This is a genomic window from Catenulispora pinistramenti (genome assembly GCF_018274385.1).
Taxonomy (GTDB): domain Bacteria; phylum Actinomycetota; class Actinomycetes; order Streptomycetales; family Catenulisporaceae; genus Catenulispora; species Catenulispora pinistramenti.
The window spans coordinates 19,594-44,128 of the sequence record NZ_JAAFYZ010000043.1 but is presented as its reverse complement, the minus strand read 5'-3'; the positions used below and the strand labels follow the sequence as shown (position 1 = coordinate 44,128).

At 73.4% G+C, this 24,535-nt stretch carries 7 protein-coding genes (1 of these 7 cut by a window edge); 2 read left to right on the top strand and 5 right to left on the bottom strand.

Annotation, left to right across the window (positions count from 1 at the left end; translation table 11 throughout):
- Positions 1 to 107: 107 nt before the first annotated feature.
- The 4 genes from KGQ19_RS15020 to KGQ19_RS15005 all read right to left on the bottom strand — a co-directional run bounded on the left by KGQ19_RS15020 (position 108) and on the right by KGQ19_RS15005 (position 2,830).
- Complete coding sequence (locus KGQ19_RS15020; RefSeq protein ID WP_307856424.1) at positions 108 to 395, bottom strand: transglycosylase SLT domain-containing protein; 288 nt, start codon at positions 393 to 395, stop codon at positions 108 to 110.
- A 90-nt stretch (positions 396 to 485) separates the two neighbouring features.
- Positions 486 to 1,661: an ROK family transcriptional regulator gene (locus tag KGQ19_RS15015; RefSeq protein ID WP_212009751.1), complete on the bottom strand. Its 1,176-nt coding sequence runs from the start codon at positions 1,659 to 1,661 to the stop codon at positions 486 to 488.
- 8 nt (positions 1,662 to 1,669) lie between these two features.
- Positions 1,670 to 2,242, bottom strand: a complete 573-nt coding sequence (locus KGQ19_RS15010; RefSeq protein WP_212009750.1) for an ATP-binding protein — start codon at positions 2,240 to 2,242, stop codon at positions 1,670 to 1,672.
- Between the two features lie 279 nt (positions 2,243 to 2,521).
- A complete protein-coding gene (locus tag KGQ19_RS15005) occupies positions 2,522 to 2,830 on the bottom strand; it encodes a hypothetical protein (protein WP_212009749.1) in 309 nt (102 codons plus the stop codon).
- Between the two features lie 140 nt (positions 2,831 to 2,970).
- On the opposite strand from KGQ19_RS15005, the gene KGQ19_RS15000 reads away from it, so the two are divergent.
- Complete coding sequence (locus tag KGQ19_RS15000; RefSeq protein WP_212009748.1) at positions 2,971 to 3,300, top strand: YbaB/EbfC family nucleoid-associated protein; 330 nt, start codon at positions 2,971 to 2,973, stop codon at positions 3,298 to 3,300.
- Positions 3,297 to 4,388, top strand: a complete 1,092-nt coding sequence (locus tag KGQ19_RS14995) for a hypothetical protein (protein ID WP_212009747.1) — start codon at positions 3,297 to 3,299, stop codon at positions 4,386 to 4,388. Before KGQ19_RS15000 ends, KGQ19_RS14995 begins: the two co-directional genes overlap by 4 nt.
- A gap of 57 nt (positions 4,389 to 4,445) precedes the next feature.
- Here the strand turns inward: KGQ19_RS14995 and KGQ19_RS14990 are convergent, their stop codons facing one another.
- Positions 4,446 to 24,535 carry the 3' portion of a hypothetical protein gene (locus tag KGQ19_RS14990; RefSeq protein WP_212009746.1) on the bottom strand. 19,531 nt of this gene lie beyond the right edge of the window, so only the last 20,090 of its 39,621 coding nucleotides appear in the window; the start codon falls outside the window, past its right edge; the stop codon is at positions 4,446 to 4,448.

Below are 24,535 nucleotides of genomic sequence, written 5' to 3'. Positions count from 1 at the left end.
TCGATCGACGGTTGCCCGGGCAGCGGCCGGCACCGGGAACCACATCGTCCGAGAATCCTTCACGCAACCGATACGCCAGCCACGCCCCTGCGGGGACTGCTCCAGGATCAGTAGCCGCGCCAGCACGATCCGCCGCACTCACTCGCGACGGCTTCTTCCGGGGAACCATATGTGGCCGTGGCATAGCGGACCGCGGCGACGATGTTGTCCACCGGGTTGTAGATGTCGCGGTGGCCGTCGAGGGCGTAGGCGTCGAACGTGGGCCGGATGGTCCGCATCAGGCCGATGGAGGGGTGCCCCGCGGCGGCGTTCCCGTCGTAGAGGTTGACGGCGGTCGGGTCACCGCTGGACTCGTTCATCGCCGTGATGTGGATCGCGTCGTGGGAGACCTGGATGCCGTTCTGGGCCAGGATGCGTGCCTGGTCGATCCAGTCGTCCAGGCCGCCGGACGGAGTGGGCCGCCTTCGGCGGGCTGGAAATCCCCGTCAGGCACTCATCGCCGCCAGCAGCTTCTCGTCCGTCTCCTCAAGCACCATCGCCACCGCTCCCAGCGCGCAGGCCTGCGGCCCGAGCGCTCCGGTCGTGATCGTCACCGGCGTGCTGGCACGCCGCGCGGAGGCCGACGCCGCGGCCTGCCGCAACGGCGCCATCAGGAACTCGCCGGCCGATGCCAGCGCCCCACCGATGATCACCTTCTCCGGGTCCAGGATGGTCCTCAGGATCCCCACGGCCTGTCCGGCCACCCGCCCCGCCTCCGCCAGGGCTCTGACGCAGTCGGCCTCGCCCTGCGACGCCATCGTGACGACGTTTCGCAACGTCAGCCGATCTCCGTGAGCCGACACCAAGTCCCGCATCACCACCGACAGCCCGACGTACGTCTCCAGGCAGCCGCGGTTCCCACAGCGGCACAGCGGCCCGTTCCCGTCCACCACCAGATGCCCGATGTCGCCGGCACCGCCGGCGGCCCCGTGGGCGAGCAGCCCGTTCGAGACGAACGCGCCGCCCACTCCCCCGTGCAGCCTGAGATAGATGAACTCGTCACATCCCCTGGCGGCTCCCCACCGGCGTTCGGCCAGCGCGCCGAGTCGGCTGTCGCCGTCCACGCGGACGGGCAGCCCCAACCGGGCCGCCAGTTCCTCTCCTATGCGCGTCCCCGGCCAGGTCGAGGACCCGTTCTTATCCGGCTCGCCGGGGCGGAGGCCGAACTGCCCCGACACGCTCACGCCGATACCGAGAACGCGTGAAGGCTCCGTCTGGGCCTGCGAAATGGCCGTGCGCACCAGGTCGACGGCGACATCGATGCCCATGGCCGGGGCGTAGCCGACGGGGAGGCGCGCGGACTTCGCTATGCGGACAGCGTGAGCCACGTTGGCGATGACGACCTGGACGTGGCGGTAGCCGAAATCGACCCCGATGGCCTCACCGCTGGTGGGGTTGAGCATGACGGCGGCACCGGGGCGGCCGGCCCGGCCGCCGGCCGCCGGGATGGACGTCCCCAGCTCCACCACGACGTCGTCGGCGACGAGCTCGCTGACGATGCCGGAGACTCTGGCGCGGGAGAGGTTCGTGGCCCGGGCTATGTCCGCGCGGCTCAAGGTTCCCCGCTCGCGGAGCAGGCGGACGACGGCCAGGCGGCCCCGTTCGCTTCGAGTGTCAGTCATCTGAATCGTCATCGCGCACCTGATTCCACGTGCTGGTCCTCGGCTTTGATGAAGTGGCCGACGCCGGCCCCGGTGAACAGTGCCCAAGTGGTCTTGCCCGGACCGTCCGGTCGGACGGGAACACATCCCCACGCCGTCGCCAAGGCGGCGACGACCCGCAGCCCTCTGCCGCACTCCGCCAGTGGGCCGGGTTCGCCGACGGCGGGGCCGCCAGGTCCGGGATCGGCGACCAGACAGATCACCGCCGACGGCAGGCAGGCCAGAACGGCGCGAATCGACCCATGGCACTCGGCGGCGGGCCGGACGCCGAGCCCGTGCCGCAGAGCGTTGGAGAACAACTCGGTCACCGCCAGCGCGACGTCGTCGACGAACTGCCGGTGATCCCAGGCCTGGAGGGTCGCGGTGGTGAAGGCGCGGGCTCGCGCGGCGGCCGCCGCATGCGCCGTGAGGTGACAGCCACGGGTCGCGCCCGGCCGCACGAGGTGAGCGACGTGGCAGACCTCTCGGAGCGCGGGTCGAAGCCAGTCAGGGTTCTCCTCGGAGCGAAGCAGGGCGTCTGGGTGCACTGCAGTGGTTGGCATGGCCGGTTCCCAAATCATGACGGTGGCTCGGATCGCGGCCTGCTGCCTGTGAGGGCCAGCCCGCCGCCGGGCGTGAACTTCTGCATCTGCGACTGACTACGGTGCCAGCGGCGCGCATATTCAATCCGGGTGCGAACAAGGTGATGCTGCTGTGGCACCTGGAGTCCGGCAGCCCCGAAACCGGGTGCGGGCGGCCGTCCGCTTAGCGGACGGCCGCCCTGAGGTCTTCTGGTGTCGTCGGGTCCCCACTGAGTCGCCGCGCTGCGGCGCCGCGGAACCTCAGTACCAGTCGATACCTGACGACTGGAGCCCGCCGTGTCCGGCGCAGTAGGCGTAGGACACCTCCCCGGAATTCACCGGCTCCCACGTGCCGTACTGCGTCGAGTCGTCCCAGCAGATCGCCCGGGCGATGAATTCGTTGGCGTCTCCGTAGCACGCGTAGCCGACTGTTTGGCTGTCGTTCCACTCGGTGCAGGAGATGTTCGTGTCCGCTGATGCCGGACTGGCGGCCGCCAAGCCGCCGAGCATCAGCACGGCCGCGCCTCCGGCGATCGCCGTCACGTGGCGCATCTTCTTGAGAGCAGGCACAGGTGGGCTCCCTTCGTGGAGATCCATCTCCAGATGGTCGGTCAACGTGGCGGAGAGCTCCGCCAGCCTGAACTACGCGTCACGGAGGCTCGGCATTCAAAGCGTCGAAGCAAACCTCCGCGCGCGCCGTAGACACTGATATGGCGACTGAACGAAGCAATTTCGACGACCCGGGCCGCCCGGCGGCGGACCCGCCTCAGGACGCGATCGTGACCCGGGGCTGGTTCCCAGCCATCGAGCACGTCGGATCCGCCGGCGGGGGCCTGGTGAAGGTCACGGTGCGCGGCGGCGAAGTGACCGCGGTGCTGATCGACCAGCGGCTGGTCGGGGACGGTGACGCGGAGGAGTTGTCCGAGCTGGTGCTCACCGCGCTGCGGCTCGCGAACGAGGCTCAGAAGATGTCCGGCATGATGCGGGAGACCGCGTTGTCCACGGAGTCGTATCCGGTCCCGAACGCGCGCACTTCATGACTGCTGGCGCAGGCGTCGAGGACGCGGCGTGGCCGGAACTCCACGAGATGCTGCTGCGTCTGGCCGGGCACGGACCCGACGATCTGCTGACGCGCTGCCGGGCCTGGCTCGCACAGGAGCGGCTGCCGGACGTCGGCAAAGCGCTGACGCACGTCGCGCTGGCGTGGGGGGTCCGTGTGTCCGACGCCGACTTCGATCTGCTCGACATGCTGCTCAGTGCGGCCGGGGCCGATCGGTCAGTGCTGGGGCTGATCGCGCGGTCTGGGCCGTCGGGACTGATGTACGGGTTCGCGCCAACCTTCGCGCTGGCGCAGGACTGTCTTTCTGGTCGCGCTGAGCCCTCTTCGTTCTGGCCGGGTGACGGTGGACCGGATGCCACCGCCCCTGAGGACGAGGTGTGCCGGGCGGCTGTCGGATCCGTTGCCGCCACGCCGGAGGCGAAGGCGCTGTGGCGCGCCTGGCGGTTCCCGGCAAGTGGTTCGCCGTGGCCGGTCCCGCGCCGGGTCTACGTCGTGGAGGCGGGCGCCGGCGCGGACTTGGCCGGCATCACCCACGCCGTACAGCAGGCACTAGAGGCGGTCGGCGAGACCGCCCCACAGGTCGAGAGCTATTCGGCGGGAGCCGCGCTGCCCGAGTACCAGCGCCGGGCTCGAGCGTGTGGGGCTCTGCTGTGGTCGCGCACGCCGGATCCGGGCGTGCGCATCGCGGACCCGTTCCCGGGCGAGGACGGCGAGACCTCAGATCGTCCGGTGCTCGACAAGGCGGAGCGCGAGCAGTTGTCGGCCTACTTGTGGGCCGGAGAGCTGGTGCTGGAGACGGACGAGTCGATGGCCGATCCGCTGGCGGATCCGCAGGCTCTTGATCGATCCGAGCGTGTGCCGTCGTCGGTGCGCACCGACGGCTACTGGGCCTGGTCGGAGGCTGTCGCCCGGTGCTTGGACCGGTACGGATTCAGCCCCGAGCACGATCTGGTCGAGCACGCGAGGGCGCAGGGTTTTGTGGCGGCGGCGGTCGACGGAGCGGCCGCGTATCGGGCCCTGGCCGCGCTGCGCAATCCGGGTCCGGACCCGTCCGACATGCCGGCCTGAGAGCCGGACGCGCCACCGCCGGGCAAAGGGCGGCGGCCCATCCGCCACGCCCGAGCGTCACTGTCGCCACGGCCACCGCCACGTGGACGGCGCCGGCGGGACCGGCGGAGCCGATGCGGCCGTCGAGGCTGACGGAACCGGCGGCGCAGTCGGGACCGGCACGAACCGGACGGTCAGCGCGAGTCCGAGCCGCGTCGCAGGTTCCGTGTCCTGCGTGGGCTCGCCGTCCGCGCGACCGATGCCGAAGACACGGTTGGTGAAGGTGAAGTGGTCCGCGGCGGCGCCGAGCATCTCTCGCAGCAGCGGCGTCGCGGTAGCGGGGTCGGCGAAGACCACGAGGTCCAGCAGCGGCCGGACGTCGTACGGGACCGTCGCGAGCTCGTTCGCCACGTCGGTGGCCAGCTCCCGGGTGAACGGGGTCCCCGGCGCCCCGAGGAACACGGTGAGCCGGTCCGGTTCGGCCTGGTGGGACAGGACCGCGGCTCGCTGCCCCTGGTCGGGCTCGCCGGTGAAGTACCACGTCGCCTGCGGCAGCTCGATCCGCCGGGACGCGGCCAGGTTCACCGCCGGGACGGCCCGCAGCGACGAGGGCCGATAGCCGCGTCCGAGTCCGGGCGGGTCCAGAAGGATCGGCTGGATGTCGGCCGGCCGGCCGGCGTGCTCGATCCGGTGGAGCCGGATGATCTCCTCACCCACGCCGACGGGCGGTTCGACGACGACGGTCCGATCGGCTCTCGTGGTGAACAGCTGAACCCTGACTCCGAACAGGTCCGCGACCAGCCGGAGGTTCTCGGGAGTCGGCCCGTGCGCGCTCACCGCCCGCAGGCGCTCGACGCGCTCCTCGTGCTGCGCCTGGGTCATCCGGGGATGGATGTCCCGTTGCACCAGGCGGAACGGAGTCGGCAGCTGCCGCCGCACGCTGTCGACGAAGCGCGCGGCCGCGTCGCCTCCCCACGCCCTGGTCGGCCGCAGTCCCGGCGGCAGCTCGCGGGGAGCGCCGGTGTCCCGGTATTCGACCGCTGAGAAGACACCGCGCCTGTCGAGTGCCCAGACGGGACGGTTGTAGAGCGTGTGCGCCGTGGCGACCGTACCCGGCACCGGCTGGGCCGCCGGGGGCGCGGGCGGTGCGTGGTCGGCCGCGCCGACGGGGCGGGTCGGCATGTAGTGGCCGTTGCGGAGCAGCACGACGTGGTCGGCGTCGCCGAAGCCCTCCTCCCCCCGGGGTCCTTCCAGCACGACGCCGCCGGTGTCGGAGACCGACAGGGCCCAGAGCCGCAGTGGCAGCCCGGATCCGTCGGGGGTCTGCCCGGCCAGGTGCAGGAGGTTGGTCAGGAGCGGGACGAAGTAGTAGCCGTGCGGCCTGCCGTAGTCGCCGAGCCGCCGCAGCGCGTCCACGAGCTCGGAGAACGCCAGGACCAGCAGCTCCCCCTCGGGATCGGGCGTTTCCAGCAGGACTCCCAGGCCGAGGTCGTCGTGGTGGGGTCCGCCGTAGCCGGCTTCGATCACGTCGGCGAGGAACAGCCGCAGATCCCCGCCGGTGACAGTCCGGGAACCGTCCTGCCATCCGGTCAGCCCGAGCAGGCCGGCGACGATCGTCATGGCGTTCCTGATCAGCGGCTGCCCGAGGGTCCGCACCACGGCGCTGAAGGAACAGTCGCCGTCCGACTCCACCCAGCCCACCTGGCGGCTGTTTTCCGTCAGCCATCGCTGTTGGGCCTCGTTCGGCACGTACAACCTGCCCGGCCGGTTGCGGACGCCCTCCCACCACCACTGCGGTTGCGACCCGTGCTCGGCCGACGGGGACGGTGGCGCGGAGGACGAGAGCTGAGATGCGGAGGAGGACTCGACGGACGGCGCGGCAGACGGCGCGGGTGTCGCCATCCTCGGCGGCGGCTCGACCATCGCGCTCGGCGGCTGCTCGATCGTCGCCTTCGAGGGCTGCTCGGGCGCCGTGCCCCTCGGCGGCTGTTCGATCATCGCCAGGGCCCGCGCCACCGGGTCCAGGCGCATCCCCATCCGGCCGACCGCGCTGAAAGGAGCGTCGGCGATCGCTTCGGCGCCCGGCGGCGGCGTGGCCGCGCGTTCGTCGTCCTCCTCGAGCTGTCTGGCGACGGCGAGGGCGGCCCGCATATCGGCCAGCGCATCGCCGCTCGGCGGAGGAGTGGTGGTCCGCTGCCTGCCCGCCGGAGGCGCCGGTGGCGCGGAATCGGCGGCGCGGCCGGTCGGCGCGGAGTCCATGGCGGGGGCACCGGGCAGGTGGTCGGCCGGGGCTATGCGCGGGCTCCCGGGGGAACGCGGGCTCCCGGGGGTCCGCGGACTGGCCACGCCCGACAGCGGCATCGTCGGGGCGTAGGGCACCTCGGCGATGAGGACCAGGCTCGGGTCCCAGCCGCCGGCCAGCTGCTCGAACTCCCAGGGCCTGATGAACTCGACGCCGAGGCCCGGCTGGAAGACGAGCAACAGCCCGGCCGCGTCCGCCTTCGCCGCCCGGACGCCGTCGTGGGAGGCGAACCAGATCAGGGTTCCGGGGGTGAACACCGTCGGCATCCTGTCGAACAGGGTCACGATCCGGTGCTGCTGCTCCAGCAGGCCGGCCAGTCCCGCGGCCTGCACACCGAGCTCCTGCTCGTCGAACCCGGCGGCCTCCTCCTCCAGCTCGGGCGGCACATCGAAGCCGGCGAAGGGGGCTCCGGCCAGCAGCCACTGAGCGGTCCGGTATCCGGACCGCGGCCCGGAGATCCCGCCGCCGGCGGACACCGAACTGACCCCCGACCGCGCGACCTCCGCGTTGAGCAGGCTGATCGAGGCCTCCACGATCTCGTCGGAGATCCCTGAACGCAGGTGGGACGGCGCGTCGAGGAACACCCGCATCCAGCCGTCGAGCTCGGCCACCGCCGCGTCGGCGCCCTCGAGGGCCAGCCGGCCCCGCACCTCCTGGACGGCGGTGGCCAGATCCTCCGCGTAGTCGCCACCGTCGCCCCACTGGCTCGTATCCTCCTGGCTCGCATCGGTGAGCCGAGAGGGGGCGGCCGAGGCCGGGGCGACGACGGACGCGCGGACGGCGTGGCCGGCGGCGTCGGCCGGCCAGTCCCCGCCGTCCGGCGCCAGCCGCGCCGGCAGCGCGTCCGTCACATCGAGCGCGGTGTCGCGGATCAGGTCCCGGAGGTTGTCCAGGGTCCGGGCCAGGGCGATCCGCTGGAGCACGTCCGCGCCTGCGAACTGTCCGACGATCCAGTCGATCTGGGCCTGCAGGCCCTCGAACCCCTGGCGGACCTCGTCGGTGGCCTCCGGCCGGGTCCGGCCGGCCTCGAAGGCCGCGCGCAGTGTCCCTGCCTCGCGGCCGAACTCCACGGCCGCCCGCCCCCCGTCACGCCAGCCGTCGGTCAACGGATCGAAGCGGACGGTCCGGGGCGGCCCGGCTTCGTGCGCCGCCGACGGCCCGTAGGCGCCGATGATCTCGGGCGGCTCCGCGCGGCCGGCCCACAGCCCGAGGCCGAGCGGGTGGCCGCCGACGGCGACGGTGTCCGGCTGGGGCGGCATCGACACGACGAAGGAGTACGCGCCGCTGTTGACGACCAGTCCCGAGAACTCGGCGGCCGTGATGACTTCCGTGCGCTTGAAAGCCGGCTCGAACACCCGGAACCGGAGCCCTTCGGGGGTTTCGAGGACTTCGGCGGCCCGCGCCCCGGTCGGGCCCGTGAACCAGATCAGGGTGCCCACGGGCAGGTTCGCCGAGAGCTGCGACGGCGTGGTCACGTCCCGGTCGGCGGCCATCGCCCGCAGCTCCTGCTCGACTTTGTTCATCTGCTGCGGGACGTCTCTGAGATCCATGTCTTGGGCCTCGCCGCGCAGCTCCGCGGACAGCGAGGTGTACCGCGGCCCGGCCGCGGACCGGCCGTCCAGGAGCCATCGCAGGGTGAGATACCCGGAGAATCCCGTGGCCAGGCCCGGGGCTGAGAAGCTCCGCGGGTCGGGGGGCGTGAGGGTCGGATCGGCCGTGGCCGGCGACATCCACTGTTCGGGCTTGGGCGTCGACATGCCGCTTTCCAGGAGGCTGTCCTCCGGCGTCTCCGGACGGCCGCCGAGCGGGCCGCTCGGCGTCCGGCCGCCCACCGGGCTCTCCGTGCGGCTGGCGACCGGGCTCATGACGCGGCTGGGCATCGGCGTCCCGGCGGCGCTGCGGAACATCAGCGTCCCGACACCGCCGCGCAGCTGCGGGGTCATCGGCGCTGAAAGCGGCCGGGGCGCTGTGCGGCTGGGAGCCTGGAACGGGTTCACGAAGATCCGGTCGGTGGTCGGACCCACGACGAAGCCCACATCGAAGTGGTCGGCCATCCGCTGGGCGAGCCCGAGGGACCGCGCCGCCGACTCGGGGGGGCCGGCGAGCCGGATGACCGGGACGCGGTGCTGCTGACGGGCGTCCCGGGAACGGCGGTGGGCTCCGATCGCCAGGATGTGGTCCATGGTGTTGAACACCACGTCCTCGGCGATGTTCGCGTCGACGTACAGAACGAACTGCTCGGGACGCAGCGGACGTACTTGGGCGACAGTGGAATCCGTGCCCTGACGCAGGAGCGACCAGACGTTGCCCCCGTCGTGGAAGGTCACGCTCTCGTCGCCCAGGGAGATGCCCGCGGCGCGCCCGGCGGCGCCCCAGACGTGTCCGCCCGGGGCCGGCCGCGTGCCGGGGTAGGCGGGCACGAGGCCGTGCGCCTGGCCGGCGGCGTCCCGCGGCAGGGCCGCGGTCACCGTCTCGACGAGGTCGTCGCCGTACACCGTGGAGCGCAGATCGGGCCGGAAGTGGATCCAGTTCCCGGGGATGGCCCGGTCCCACATCGGCGCTCCGTCGGCGCCGACCGGGGCGCTGACCGCGCGCACCTGGCCCGACAGCGTCCGGTTCGGGGCGTCCTGGACGCGGGGGTCCTGCCGGACGGAGTCGCGCGTCGCCAGCACCGCCACGGACTCCTCGGAGCCGGCCGCCCTGGCCAACGCGGTGAGCGCGACGGCCAGGCGGGCGGCGAACGAGGGGCCCGCCAGCGCCGGCCGGCCGGCGCCGCCGGCGACGAGGACGAGGAGCGTCGCGGCGTTCCAGCCGCGGCGCTCGACGAGGAACCGGGCGAAGCGCTCGACGTCCAGAGCCCGCTCGCCCACGGTCATGGTGTCGGTGGCGGCGTCGTACTCGCCGGCCACCACGTAGCTCCGCGCGAACTGCGGCAGCGCGTTGGCCGCCTGGAAGTACTCGGCCTCGGCGCCGGGCGGCGGGAGCGCGAGCCCGGCGGGGGTGGGGATGCCCTCGGGCAGGAAGGACTCGCCCTCGGGCAGCACGAACTGGTCCGCCATCTCCAGCGCGGTCTCGGGGTCGACCAGCAGGCTGGCCGCGTCGTCCAGGCGGAAGGCGAGTTCGACGTACCCGCCGGCCAGCCACCTCGGCGTGATCTTGCCGAGCCACGCGCTGTCCCAGCGCAGCCGGTCGGCCCGGACCTTGATCCGGATCATCAGCCCGGCCTTCACCTGCTGGTAGGCCACCATGCGGTTACGGAAGACGCCGCGCAGCATCTTCGTGACCACGGTGTCGGTGTTGGAGCGGGTCTGGCCCAGGGTCACGTTGGCCATGTTCAGGTCGATCGAGTCGTTGTTCAGCGAGGTCGCCGGCTGGTCGATCCCGCCCCCGGAGAGGTTGAGCGAGTTCGCCACGTGGGCGGAAGTGTTCACGGCGGAGTGCCGGCCGGTCTCCTTGTCGGGCAGGTGGTAGGTCTCCGAGTAGAGGTAGGACTTGACGTGCTCGCCCGGCTTGGCGTCGTAGAAGCCGTAGCTGATCTCCAGGCCGCCCTCGATGTCGGTGAACGCGTTGCCCGCCGCCGACGTCTTCGGCGCCCGGTAGGCCTGGTCGCTCACGGCCTTGAAGGCCATCCGGACGAGTGTGGGGAACGACAAGGTCTCCCGCAGGGCGTCCAGGGGCAGGCCGCCGAGGGCGTACAGGTCGTTGACCGCGCCGCTGGTGTGGCCGTTCTCCGGCACCACCGACCCGGACAGTCGCTCGGCGACCTTGCCGTGCAGGTCGTGGATCTGCACGGGGTCGATCGAGGTGAGCAGGACCCGGCGGTCCTTGACCTGCTGGGCGGACACGTCGAACGGCCGCCGCCCGTGCTCGACGATGATCTCGCGAGGCGTGGCCCGCGGCTGTACCGGCTCGGCCACCGGCGCCTGGAAGGGCCGCTCCGCCGCAGCCCGCTGGTGCTCGACGGTCGGCATGACGTCGTGCGGGATCACGACCCGCTCGTAGAGGGCCGCCTCGCCGCGGCGGTTCTGGTCGCTCTCCCCGCCGTCGATGTGCGGCTTGGTGTAAGCAGTGCGGGCGATCCAGTTAGGCGCTCCCAGCCCGATGGTGTTCGCGGCGGCGGAGGGCTGGGTCGCGGTCATCAGCGCCAGCTCCAACCGCACGGGTGCCCCGTAGCGGTGGCCGGTCTCGATCATGCGGAACGTGTCGCGCTGGACGTCGGTGTCGGAGGCGGCGTGCTCGACGATCCTCGTCACGTTCCGGTCGAAGGCCGCGGACGGGGTGTAGGAGTTGACGTGGTGCTGGTGTGCGTCGTTGAGGCTTCCCTGCGTATAGGACGCCCCCACTTCGTAGCCGGTGGTCTGGGACTGGGTCAGCTTGAGGTTGTCCTTCAGGTACCCGGTCCAATACAGGCCGATGGACATGCCGGGCACGTCGCCGACGTACTGGAAGGCCTCGTCACGGACCAGGCGCAGGACGAGGTGGTGCTGTTTGGTGTGCAGAGGGCCGGAGGAGACCGGGTGCAGGACCACGCCGCTGCCGCGCAGCAGGTGCATCTGCCCGCTGAGAGCGCCGAGCTGGAGCACCGTCTGGAGTTCCTGGGGCGCGCGCCGCCCCCCGGTGTCCGCCCGGTCGCCCTCCCACCGCCACTGGCTGGTGAGCAGCTCGGGGGCGTGCCGGCGGAGCAGGTCGAGGGCGGCCTTCTGGACCGGGTTCAGTCCGTCGGCGGTGTACTGCGCGCCAGGCAAGGTCTCCAGCCGCTCGGTGGTGGCCAGCGCCGGGATGAGCTCCGGCTGCAACACGGCCGGGATGCCGGGCGGCGGGTCGGCGGGCCTGAGCGGGGCGGGCCGGAGCAGGGCTATGCCACCCTCCACCCGGATCTCGCTCATCTGGACCGCCGGGGTCCGCTGCCAGGCCGCGTTCTCCTGAAGGCTCTCCACGGTGGCCCGCCACACGATCGTGCCGCGGTGCTCGGTGTGGTCCTCGACCGGCAAGGTCAGCCACCGCCCGCTCACCATCTGGTGCTCGATGGTCCGCGTCCGCTGTTGGGAGGTGCTCCAGGATCGCTTGTAGTAGGGGATGCCGGCGGTCTCGGTCGCTCCGGTGTCAGTGTCCTTGTGCATAGGCACGCCGGCGGTCGGCAGCTGGAGCTGGCCCGCTGTGGACCAGCCCTTCTGGTTCACCTGGTCGAGCTTGATGCTCGACTCGATGATGTCCAGGTGCCGCATCGGCAGGGTGGCGCCCGGCGTCAGATCGTGGGCGGTCGCCTGCAGGCGCACGTGGATCCTCTTGTTGAACAGGATTCCGGGCGCGCGGGACGTGAACGTCAGCGCACCCCTGGCGTCGCGGTTGAGGTACGCCGTCAGCTGGTCGGAGCTGGTCGAAATGCGGACGGCCTCGCGGATCTCGGCCGGGTCGACGTCGAACTCCGCGAGCATCCGGTTCAGCTCGGATTCCAGCGCGGCGCCGCCGTGCACCTCGGTCAGGATGTCGTCGGACGTCAGCGGTTCGGCTCCGGGCGGCGGCGCCGCGGGCCGTAGCGGGTCGAGCCGGGTGATGTGGACCCGGCCGATCCGGCTGAGCGCGTCCGGGTCGGGCTGGGCGTGGGTCAGCGGCTCGGGCACCACGACCCGCATGGACCCGGGCACGACGGCGTGCTCGATCTCTGACACTGCCTGCGGCGGCAGTGCCCGCGGGCCGGGCGGGCCGCCCCGGTGCAGCACGTTGGGCTGGCGGGCGGTGGACGGGCGAACGAGGTCGTTGCCGCCGACGAACCGGCGCGCAGCGGCCCAGACTCCGCCGCCGTTGGCTTCCTGGGGAACAAACGTGACCTTGGCCTTGACCTGATAGTCGAGGCGGTAGTCGTAGGTCCGGGCCGGGCCGGAGTACAGGCCGGCCCGGACCGCGAAGTCGAACTTGCCCACTCCGGTGGTCCTGGCACCGGTCTCGGTGTGCGAGCCGGAGACCGAGAAGTTCAGGAACGGGAACATCGAGGCGATGTAGTGGTTCTTCACGCCCTTGCCGAAGCTGAAGGACCCTGACGCCCCCAGGCTCCAGCTCTGCGTGCCGCTGGCGCCCAGATCGCCCAGGAAGTTGGGGATGACGTCGATGCCGACGTGCTCGGCGCGGCCCTGCCGCGGGGCGCCTTTCCGGCGGACCGCGGTGACCGTGATGTCGATGTCCTCCCGGCCGCCAGGCACCTGGCGTACCAAGGAGTGCCGCAGCCCCGGCCCGAAGGGGTGGTCCGGGTCGGGCTCGCCGGTCCGGCCGTCGAGCCAGGCCCGGACGAGGTTGCTCTGGTGGCCGACGAGCGCCTCGGTCGAGAATTCGTTCTCCAGCTGCCGCCGGAGATGGTGCAGCTCCAGATCACCCCAGCGGGACAGCTTGGGTGTCCGCCGCTGGACGGTCCGGAGGGCGTCGACGATGGTCTCGACGAGCCGTTCGGAGCCGGGCAGGCGGTCCACGACGCCCATGCCCAGGGCGGTGCCGTTGGCCAGCGCGGCCGGCGGGTGGGCCTGGCTCTCCGGCGGCGCGCCGTCGGTCTCGGGAACCGGGTGGTCGCGGTCGCCGACCTGGGCGACCAGCGCCTCGAACCGGGCCGACTCGCGCTCCGGGACGTGAATGATCATCGAACCGTCCTGACGCACGACGTTCCCGGTGCGCCGGGCGTCGTCGGAGAAGATCCGGGCGGCCAGATCCACCCCGACCCGGTAGACGACCGTCGGCCCGGTGTAGGCCACGGCCCGCCACTCGCCGCTGCCGTGGCTGGCCGAGACGCCGGAGGAGCCGCCGGTGCCGAGCGAGCCCGCCACCCGGAAGGTGAGGGGCGTCTGGTCGGCGGCGTCGTCGGTCCCGGTGCCGAACGTCGGGGTGAACCTGGCGTAGGGGCCGGCCGAGACCGAGGAACCGTACCCGCGGCTCGACCCGAGCTGGGCGAACCGGCGGCTCTCGATCTTCACCGGGATCGCGTCGCGGACGGCGATCCGGGTCACGGAGGTGAACCGGGCGTCGACCACGAATCCGGCCCGGCGGCCCCCGCCGATCGGCAGCTGCGAGGTCGCCGTGCCGCCGTTGAGCAGGTTCCCGCCCTGCCGGTAGAGGTAGAGCTCGTTGAAGGTGTCGTCGGCCTCGGTGGCGAACGCCGCCGGCGCGCCGGGGAACTCGGCGAGGACCTTCTGCAGCAGTTCGTCGGTGCCGCTGATGGACTCGATGGCGTTCAGCACCTGGCCCGGCAGGGCCCTGATCCGGGCCAGCTGGTCCGGGGTCGGGTGCTCCGGGATTCCGGGGACGTCGGTCTCGGTGGGCTGCTGGGTCGGCGCGGTCTCGACCGGGAAGGAGAGCACCGCGGAGCCGGCCGGTCCCTTCGCCCTGCGCGCGGCGCCATCCGCGGCCACGATCTCCACGGTCCACCGGGCCGGCACGGCGAAGTAGGCCGAGGCACCGCCGTAGCCGAGCGTGCGTACCGAAGTCAGCACCTGGACCTTGGCCTCGCCGTAGGTGGTGTTGCCGCCGATCCCGACGCTCATCCCGGCGCCGACGCCGACGGTGGTGGCGCCGAAGTGGCTGCCCACGGCCACCCCGTCGATCGGCACGGCGGCGGACCGGCTGTCGGTCACACCGCTGGTCTGCACGCCGATGTTCTCGTGGTGCAGGTCCGCGGGCGTGCCCTGGCCCTCGCCGGACGGCGTCTGCTCGACGTCGGTGGAGCGCACGTTCGCGGCGTCGGGCGTCGGGTCCAGGACGAGGCGGACCACGGCGTCGTAAGTGACTCCGGCTTCGGTGACGGGCACGCGCAGTCCGCGCACCGATGCCAGCTGACGGCCGGCCGCCCGGTTGCCCAGCCGGTCGAAGTGCGCGGCGACGCCGGCCCTGAGCTGATCCTGCAACCGGGTCCGCACCGCTCGCGGCGCGTCGATCGCGGCCCCGGGAAGCCGGCGCGGCAGCAGCTCGGCGACCCGGCCGGCGATCGCCGCCTCGCCGCCGGCCAGTGCCGTGCCGTCGACGGCGACGACGCCGCCGCGCTCGCCCCAGCCCAGCTGCCGCCGGCCGCCGGCCGTGGGGGGCGCCGTCAGCCCGGCGGGCAGGAAGCGCCGGCCGGCCTCGTCGTCCACCCGCGCCTGCTCCTCGCGGATCCTGGTGACGACGAGCTGGCCCGCGGCGCGGATCTGTTCCTGCCGCAGCCCCATCTCCGCGGCGTACCTCTGGTTCTCGGCTTCGTTGGCCGCTGCCCGGTGGGTGTTCACCACCTCCGAGACGAGCAGGACCCGGTGCGCCTGACGCATCCGTGTGAGGGCACCGCCCCAGAACAAGCCCCGGGGATCGAGCTTCTTGAAGACCTCGGCCACCGCGTCCTGGTAGGCCCGGTCAGCGGCCTGCTGATCAGCGGCGGCGTGGCCGGCAGCCGCCCTCCGGGCCGCGTCCAGCCCGACGAAGCGCGCTGTCTCGTGGTCGGCGGCCGCCGTGAACTCGTTCAGCCGGCTCCCCAGGTGCCGGCCCTGATACCACTGGTTGACGAAGGCCCACAGCTCAGTTGCCTCGTCCGTGCCGGCGCCGGACGACACCGCGGCGGCGCTCACCTCGGAGGAGCGGGTGACGGCCGCTTGCAGGTGGCCCGGACTCAGCTTCGGGTACTGCTGCCGGAGAGCGGCCAGCGCGCCGAGGTCCGCCGGCTCCAGGGCCGCGACCGGCCCCTGCCTGAGCAGCGCGACGGCTCGTTCGTAACGCCGCATCGGCGCGTCGACCCGCTCGGCGTCGGCGCGGCGCGCCTGATCGGCCAGGAACATCCAGTAGGTGGTGCTCGCGGCCCGGCTCGCCTCGGGGTGCGCGGCATCGGCCGCCCGCGACTCGGCGAGGCGGACCTCGATGGCCTGCTCATCGGTGAGCGTGCGGATCACGGCCGCGGGCTGGGTGGCCGGGGCCGGGTTGGCGGCGTAGCGGACCTGCTGGGCCCGGATCCGGGCCCGGGCCAGGTCGCGGGCATGCAGCGCCGCCGTCTCGGCCGAGACGGGCGTGCCCCGGAGCAGGATCGGGGCGGCGCTTCCCGGCTGTCGGATCTGGGTCCTGGCACTGGCGAGGACGAAGTCGTGCGCGATCCGGGCCTGGTCCAGCGCGGCCGCGTGGGCCGGACGCCACAGGTCGGCGGCGCTGATCAGCCGGTGGACGGCGGTGTCCCGGAAGTCCGGGAGGCCGATGGTGCGCTGGACGAGCCGTCCGTAGTCGCCGGGCGCGTTCACGCGCATCGCCGCCAGTTCCCGCAGTCGGAGCTCAGGGTCGGGGCGGGACTCCCGCACCCGGTCGAGCGCGCCGATCACCTGGTGCAGCACCCGGGACTGGTCGGGATCGTCAGTGCGCAGATTCATGTCCCGCAGCGCGGCCGACTCCTCGGCCAGGTGGGTCAGGACCATGACGTTTCGCGCCTCGACGCGCGCGGGATTCGCGGCGGCCGCGGCGAAGATGTCGGTGAGCGCCCTTTCAGCGTTCTGGTCCCCTGATGTGTCCGCGGCGGCCAGGCCGGTGAAGCCCGCCGCCGCGAGCGCTGTGGCCAGCGCCTGCCACCAGGCGTCCGTCGCCGCGCCGCGGGCGGCCGTCAGGACCGGCTCCAAGGCTGCCCGGTAGGCGTTCTGCCCGGCCTGGTACCACTCGGCGTAGTCCGGCCCGGCGGCGTCCAGTTCCGCCGCGGTGCGGGGGGCGGTGAGGAATTCCCGTTCGGCGGCCAGCTGCGCGACGGCCACGGCGGCCGCCTCGGCGGTCTCGGAGAGCACCTCGCCCCGGGCGCCCGCGGCATCCCGCTCGGCCACCGCGGCCCGGGCGCCCGCGGCGACGACCGCGTCGAGCTGGTCGCGGGTCAGGCCGCGGCGCACCAGTACCCGGCCGCCGGCCTCGGCCCTGGCGATGACCGGGACGTACCGTTCGCGCACCTGCAGCTCGGCCAGGTCCTCGGCGAGCTCGGACCACCGCCCGATCCAGTCCAGCCCGGCCAGCAGGTCCGCCGCCCGGTTCGGGTCCGCCCGCACGCGCGCGAGCGCGGGATCGCGCGCCTCGATGAACGCGGCCCGCTCCGGAACCCGCTCGGCCACGCCCTCGTCGACGAGCCGGCGCAGCTCATGGAGCCTTTGCGTCAGCGAGGGCCGGCGCGGCGGCGGCAGCAGTGCGGCGTCGAGTGCCTGGCCGTGGGCGGAGGCGCGAGCGGAGTCACGGACGGCGGCATCGGCATAGGCATCGGGTCCGGCGGCGGCCGTTCCCGGGGCGACGGGCAGCGGCGGCAGCGCCGCCCCCGGGCCGAGCCGGTCCAGGACGTCATCGATCCGGCCCAGCGTCGTGGCCTGCTCCACGGAGAGCCGGTCGGGCACCGTGTCGAGCAGGCCCCGCACCACGGTCGCGGCGGCGGCCACAGCCGCGGCGTCCACGCCCGCCGGAGCGGTGACCGCCCCGGTCCCGGCACCGTGGATCCCGGTGAAGTCATGGGTTCGGCGGACCTGTTCCCGGGTCCGCTGGATCTCGGTCGCCAGCCGGCTCCGGGCCTGCCGCAGGAGGCCGTCCGCGTCCGCGCGCACCGCCGCCACCTGGTCGACGGTGAGCTCGAACAGGTCCTGTCCGGCCCCGCCCCGGTAGCGTTCGACGCGCCGGGCCCGGTCCCGGGCCGCCTCGGCGACCTCGACGGTCTCGGGGTCGGCGTGCAGGTCGAGGTCGGGGTCCATGGGCTGCGGGACGGCGCCGATCCGGGCGGCCAGGTACCGCTCGTCGAGCTCCGGGCCGGCGTCGATCACGGCGTCGACCCGCGTGCGCGCGGCGGCCAGTTCCCTCAGCGTTTCGGCGGTCTGCCGGGCGGCCGCCGCGTCAAAGCGGGCGACGATCGAGGCCGCCGCCCGGTCGTAGACGGCCTGGGCCGCCGCCACCGCCGCACGCGCCTGGACCACGCGCGCGTCCTCGGCCGGCGGCGACGGCAGGGACTGCCTCAGGCGCCGGAACCGGCTCTGGCGCAGCTGCGCGTCCGAGTAGAGCTGCTGCGCACGCAGCAAAGCGTCACGAGCGTCGAAAACAGCGTCGGCCGCGGTCGCCGCCGCACTCGGCGCCTCGGCGTCGAAGCGTTCGAGGATCGCCACCTCCGTCTCGTGCCTGGCGAAGGTCCGCGCGATCGCGGCGGCGTCCGAGGCGTCGGCCAGGCCCGCGACGCGGAGGATCCGCTCGGCGAGCACACGGGCGCCGAGGTTGATCCGGCGCATCGCCGGGTCGCCGACCGCCGCCCGGTAGACCTCTGCTTCGGCCATCGCCTGCGCGGCCGCGGCCACGCCGGGCGCGTCGGCGAGCTCTGGCACGGCCACGGCGACGGCGCGGGCCGTCTGCCCGCTGTCGAGCGTGGCGATGTGCCGGAATTGCGCGACCAGGGCGATGGCGTGGATCCGGGTTTCGGCCCACTCGTTCAAGGCGGACTGGTACGCGAGCGCGCCGGCGTCCTGTACCGCTTCGGAGATCTGTACCGTCTCGGAAATCTGTACCGTCTCGGAAAACTGTGCGGCGGTCGACGCGGGCGATGTGAGGGAGTCGGCGTCCTCTCTGGCCCTGGCCGGCAGGACGCGGGTTCCCGTGCCCCGCAGCCGCAGCAGCAGGTCGGGGCTGATCCGCGCGGTGACCGCGTCGGTCAGCGGATCCACGACCGTGCTGGTCAGCCGCTGCGGAATCGGCGCGCCGGGCGGCGGCGCGGCCGAGGCCAGCTGCCGTCCGCCGGACGGCACGGTCGCCAGGAAGCGGCCCGGAACCGTGTGGTGGCGCCACAGGACCACCTCGGGGTGCGCGGCCGAACCGACCGTCTGCTCGGTGCCGTCCTCGTTCACGACCCGCAGCTGCAGGTCGAGCGCTTCGGCCGCCGCCCGCACCGTGAAGTCGGCGTTCGCGTCGCCGCGCGGACCGGCCCAGAACTGCTCGGTCGCCATGGCGCCGGCGAGGTCCGCGGCGGCCTCGGCGCCGATCCCGAGTTCGGCGAGCGTCGCCGCGCGGTCCGGCCCGGCGGCGTGGCGGCCGACGAAGTCGCGGACGTCGGACGCGGTGACCGGCGCCGGCGCCGGATGGACCGGGGCCGGGTGGACGCGGGTCCAGATGTACGGTCCCGCCGCGGCGACCAAGGACGCGAACAAGCTGGCGCTGTCTTGGGGAACCGCCAGCGGGCTCACGTTCAGCGCTTCGAACCGCCGCCGCTGCGCGGGGGTCAGGTGAGCACCTTGGCGCAGCACCTGCTGGACGAAGCGGGCGGGCCGGGCCTGCGTCAGCGTCGACAGGTAGTGGACCGCCTTGCGAAGCAGTCCACGGGGTGCGGACGAGGAGGCCGCAGACTGCTGCTCCAGCCGGAGCATGGCGTCGCCGAGGTCGATCCCGAGCTGCCGCGGGTCGGGGCTCCCGTAGTCGAACGACCGCCAGCCCACCGTGCCGGGCTCGTGGCGAACGAAGGGCACCTCGGCGAGGTCGTAGGCGAGGGCTCCAGCCTGGACCCGGCCGTCGGGCAGCGCCCACACCATCGTGTCGGACGCGACCACCCGCACTGCGCGTATCCGCGACAGCGTCTGGGCGAAGGACCCGTACTCCCCGGACGCCGCACCGCAGAGCACCAGGACCAGCGGCCGATCGTTGGCGACGCCGGCGGCGCGCAGCAGGGCGTCGAGCCGCTCGGGGGACAGATGGCCGCCGTCGCGCGTGAGCAGCACTCCGGCCGTGGGGTCGAACTGCCCCGCCACCACCGTGAACCGCTCGAACCGGGGCAGCTCCCGGGACGCCGCCAGCTGCTCCTCGGCGTCCACCGGGCCGTCGATGTGGAAGCCCGCGCCGACCGGCACCAGCTCGACCGCGGTCGCGCCGGCCGGGGCCGTCGGCAGGTAGCCGCTGACCGGCGTGCCGTCCGGCGTGGTGCCCTCAAGCCGGACCAGCGACACGATCGGGGCCCGCGTCGCGGCGTGCGCGCTGATGCTCCCGTCCGGGTTGACGACGGCGATGTCGAGGTCTTCGAAAGTACGCAGGGCCAGCGGCAGAGCCAGGTCTCCGACCAGGCTGTCCCAGTGCCCCGGCCGCGGCAGGTCGGTCCGGATCAGCTCGGCTTCGGCGGGCCCGATGCCGAAGGCCGCGAACATCGCCGGGTCCCGCCGGTAGTCGCCGATGAACGTGTTGGTGATCAAGGCGCGCAGCGCGGTCGGCGTCGCCGGCAGGCCGGCCGCGCTCAGACGCGGCGCGATGGTTTCGTGGGCGGCCTCCAGAAGCGAGGCGAAGAAGCCGTCGCCGTCCACGACCCGGTCCAGCACGACGTGGTCGGCGAGCGCCACCGCCGTCAGCTGCTCAGCGGTCAGGCGCAGCGACAGGAAGGGGTTGGGTTCGCTGTCGGGACCGGGCGGCGGGGCTCCGCCGCCGTCGCCGTCGCCGCCGGATCGGTCCGCCGGATCAGGGATCCGCGGACGCGGTGCCAGGGACGAGAGATCGACCACTTCGACGGGCGTCTGGGGCTCGAGTCCGCTCAGCAAGTCGTCGAGCCATTCCCGCACCGCCGCCGGGACCTCGACCCCGGGTGCGGACAGGACGACCCGGCGCAGGCCGGGCTCGGGCCGCTCGGCCACGTCCCCGGCATCGATCGGCGGCGCGTCGGCGGGGCGGACGGCCAGACCGAACCGGGTCTGCTCGGCGGTCCAGCCCTCGGGCACCTGGAGCCGCGCCGGCCGCGACGCCGGGCTGTGCGACGGCCTGATCGCGACCGCGACCGCCAGCTCGGGGAAGGTGGGACGGCCCACACCGTCGAGCGGCACGGCGAGTTCGGACATCGGCGGCGGCGCGGTGAAGGTGTCCAGGGGCACGATGAGGGACGGCTCGCCGCCGATGGCGCCGAAGAGCCGGTCGGCGAGCAGGCCGGCGCCCTGCGGGGTCAGCCGCCGCGCGTCGGGCACCAGGCGCAGGCGCAGATCGGTCAAGCGCGACTCGGGCACGGTTTCGAGGACCGCCTGAATCTGCGCGACGCTGCGCACCGAGGAATCGACGACGATGGTGAGCGGCCCGGACCGCGAGCGGCCCGCGGCCAGCTCCACTGCGGACTCGTGCGGGGCTTCTCCGGTGAACAGGACCCTGTTCCCAGATCTGTCCAGGATGAGCTGGCGCACGGGCTCGGCGGGGCGGCGGCCGACTGCGGGAGCCGTCACGGTGCGGCCGCGCGGGGGCACGATCTGCGGGTCGTCCGATGCCCACGGCAGGGGGCCGAAAGCCCGGGGAAGGACGACGACGTGTGTCGCCTCGGCGATGCGGATCGGGGTCGGGGTGAAGGCGCGGTCCGCATCGAACCCGAGCGCGCGGCCGCCGCGCTGCGGGAGGAAGTCCAGCCCCGCCACGGGCACCGCGACAGCGACCCCGAGCATGTCCGCCACCCGCAGCACGTCGGAAGGCCGCAGCACCTCCTCGGGCAGCGGGTCGACAACGAGTCCGGCGAGCGCCGGGGCGGCGGTTCCGTCCTCGATGACGGCGCGGCCCTCGCGCACGGCCTCGGCGAAGAGCAGTCCGATCTGAAGGCGGACCGCGAGCGGGACGGTCCGCTCCGGATGGCCGGTGTCGGCGATCACCCGGATCGGGGTGCCGGCGGCCGGCGGCACTGCGTCGAGCGGGGCATCGAGCGGGGCGGCGGCCGACTCGCCCGCCGGATGGAATCGGTACCCGGATCGGTCGCGACGCAGGATCCAGTCGTCGACGAGCAGGAAGGCTCCAGGCTGGTTCGCTCGGGGCAGGCCCCATGGCGTGGACGGCGCTACCGCGTCCAGCGCGGCGCGGAACTCGAAGCGCGCGGCGAGCCCGGCCAGTGTCGCCGTCCCGTCGGCGGCCAGTGCGACCGCCGGTGCCGCGTCGTCGGGGCGCTCGGTCAGGACGGCCGCGTCCAGGACGACCACGACCGGCCGCCCGGCCCCGGCTCGCAGGCTCTCGGCGATCTGCTGGGCCCGGTCGGGGGTGATCTGGTCCCGCGCGCCGGCGAACTCGACGAAGATCGGGGCCTGGTCCCGGACCCCCGCCAGGAATCGGGCCAGGGACTCGGTCGCGTCGGCGGCATCGGCGTCCACGGCGATCGTCTCGTCGACGATCACCGTGAGGCGTCCGGGTCGCCGGTGCTCCCACGCGGCGCGGGCCAGGCGCGGCGTCGGTCCGGTGTGCAGGACGACCGAGTCGCCCCCGGCTCCGACCGCCACCGCCCACCCGGGAGCGAGCCCGGCGGACAACTGCTGGAACCGGGCCCACTCCCGGGGCGACAAGGGGACCGGCCGGTCGGACGGATGGAAGAAGTAGCCGATGGCTTGGCGCGGAGCGGTAGCCTCCAGAAGGGGGTTGACGGCGCGGATGCGCCGGGTCGTGTCGCGGGCGATGGCGCCCGCGATGTCGGTGATCCCGCCCGCCGCGAAGGCCAGGGCCGCGGGCTGCGGGAACCCGGCCAGGAGCGCGTCGGCGAGCCGCTGCGCGGCCTCGGCCGTGGCCGGGCCGGCCAGGCCTGCGAAGTGGACCACCAGCGGCAAGTCCTGCCCGGCCAGCGCCTGGACGGCCGCACGGACCACCGCGAGATCACGGACCGAGGGGTCGACGAGCAGTGTGAGCGTCCCCGGCTCGGTCTCGGTCCAGACCACGGTGGACCCGACCGGCTGGCCGCCGGTGTGCAAGACCAGCACGTCCCGGCGACTCCTGACAGCCACTCCGGGTGGCAGTGCGGCCGTCACCACCGCCGCGAGCCTCTCCTCCCGCTGCTGGCGTGCGACGACGCTGCGCGCGGTCGCGGTCGCTTCGAGGGCGGCGGTGGCGGGACGAGCGGGACGGTTGGCGATGATGTAGTAGCGCTCCTCGGGGGTGAGGACGCGTGTCCCCACCTCTGCGGGGACAGCCTCGCGGGCTCGCCGCACTGCCGCGGCGGCGGCGCGTTCTGCTCCAGACGTGCGCGGGGCCCGACGCGGCTGGTCCTGCACCGCGTGCAGGTCAGGCTCCTGGCCTGTGGCGAGCTGCCGCGCGTACTGGCCGACCGGCAACTCCCGTTCCGCCATTTCCGCGGCCCTGAGCCGAGCACGGAACGCCCGGTCCGCCGCGTCGAACTCGGCCTGGATCCGGTCGTTCCAGCGCGGCATGGCGGCCGGGGCCGGCGGCGCGACCGTGGTCTCGGTTATCTCAGTGGTCTCATTTATCTCAGTGGTCTCAGCCGTCCTGACGTCGGCCGGCCGGTCACCACCGATCAGCGCCAGGGCTCGCTGAACGGTGTCGTCGCCGGGAGACGGCGGCTCGTCGAGGAGGGTGAAGGTACCGGCGCCGCGGTTGCGGGACGGGCCGTCGTCGAGGCGGGGAGAAGCCAGGTCCCTGGCAGCCGGGGCATTCACCTCGCCGGGGTTCTGCGCATCGACGACAACGATTCCAGTGGCACGCGGGCGCGGCGCCTCGGCCTCGGGCAGGCGCACTCCGCCGAAGAACCCCCTGGCGAGGGCGTCCTCGTGCGCGGCTCGCAGAGCCCTGCTCTGCTCGGCGAGGGTGTCGATGACGGCCTGGTTCGACGTCGCCACGACGGACGGCCTGGCCACTACCGGCGCCCCGGTCCCGTACCGGTTCGCGAAGGAGCCGTGCTCGATCGCCGCCCGGTGCACGTCGCGGAGGAACCGGTCGGCCCTGATGACGTCGTCCGTCCCCGGCTGGGGCTCCACTCCCAGTCCGCGCAACCGGACCTCGGCAGCCTCCTGGGCCGCGAGCGCCTCCGCATGCCCGGCATTCCCCGGCGTGGTCTCCGACGTGCGGACCTCGAACCGGGACGCCCGCCAGCGGGTCCACGCGTCCAAGCGGCTCCTGACCGCCCCGTCGGACAGCCCGCCCAGTGTCCCGCGGAACCTCGCGTAGGCCTCGGCCAGCGATTCGTCGTCCAGTCCCATGGCTCGCAGCCGCGACCCGAAGTAGTCCGCCAGCTTGACGGCGTCCGCCAGTTGTCTCACCGCGGCGGCCCACTCCGGCGCAGACCCGATGCCGTCCGTCTGCGGTTCGCGCCGCGCCAGATCGTCCACCACGGCCCGGGCGTCGTGCAGGACGTCGCGCGCCTCCTGCCAATCCAGCCACGCCTGCTCACGAACCGCCAGGTCCGGCATCGGCGGCACACCGGCCGGGTCGTCTGCCGGGTCGTCGGCCGGCAGCCCGATGTCGACCGGGTCGGCGACGAGTCCTTCGGCGTCGTGACGGCCCGGGCCGAACAGCGCAGACAGCAGTCCGCTCAGGCGAGGGAGGTTCCCGGCCACCCAGTCGTTTCCGTTGTTCCGCTGAAGGCCGGTATGCGGGTCGGTTCCGGCGTTCACCCCGGTCCACGCGCTGGCCGCACCGAGGAAGAGCTGGTATTCGCCGCGCGCCGAGGAGTTGCGCGGGCCGCCGAGCACCGCTCGCCACGGTCCGTCCGGCCAGCGCGACGCGAGGTCCGCGATGGCTCCGCCGGCGGCCAGTTGCCTGATGTCCGCGTCCAGGCAGGCGCGCGTGACGTCTCTGATCACCTCGCGCCCGCTGCGTCGGCCGAGACCGCGGGGGCCGAGGATGGTGAGCGTGCCGTACGCCAGCCGGATGATCTCGTGCACGGCGAGCGCGTACCCGTCCGGGAGCCCGTCCGGGCCCGGGGCGCCGACGAGATGGTCCTCCCTGATCAGGGCCAGCACCGGCGAGTCCGAGGCGGTGCGTACTTCATCGGTGCCGCCCGGCACCACCCTCACCCGCGCTCCGCGCCGGAGCAGTTCGGCGGCGGCGGCGTTGCTGAGCGTGCGGGCCACGAGCTGTTCGGCTCTGGCACGCAGGGCCGACGGTATCTGGACCCCGTCGGGTCCCTCCACGAGCATCCTCGCGGCCGTCGCCCTGAACTCCTGCGGCG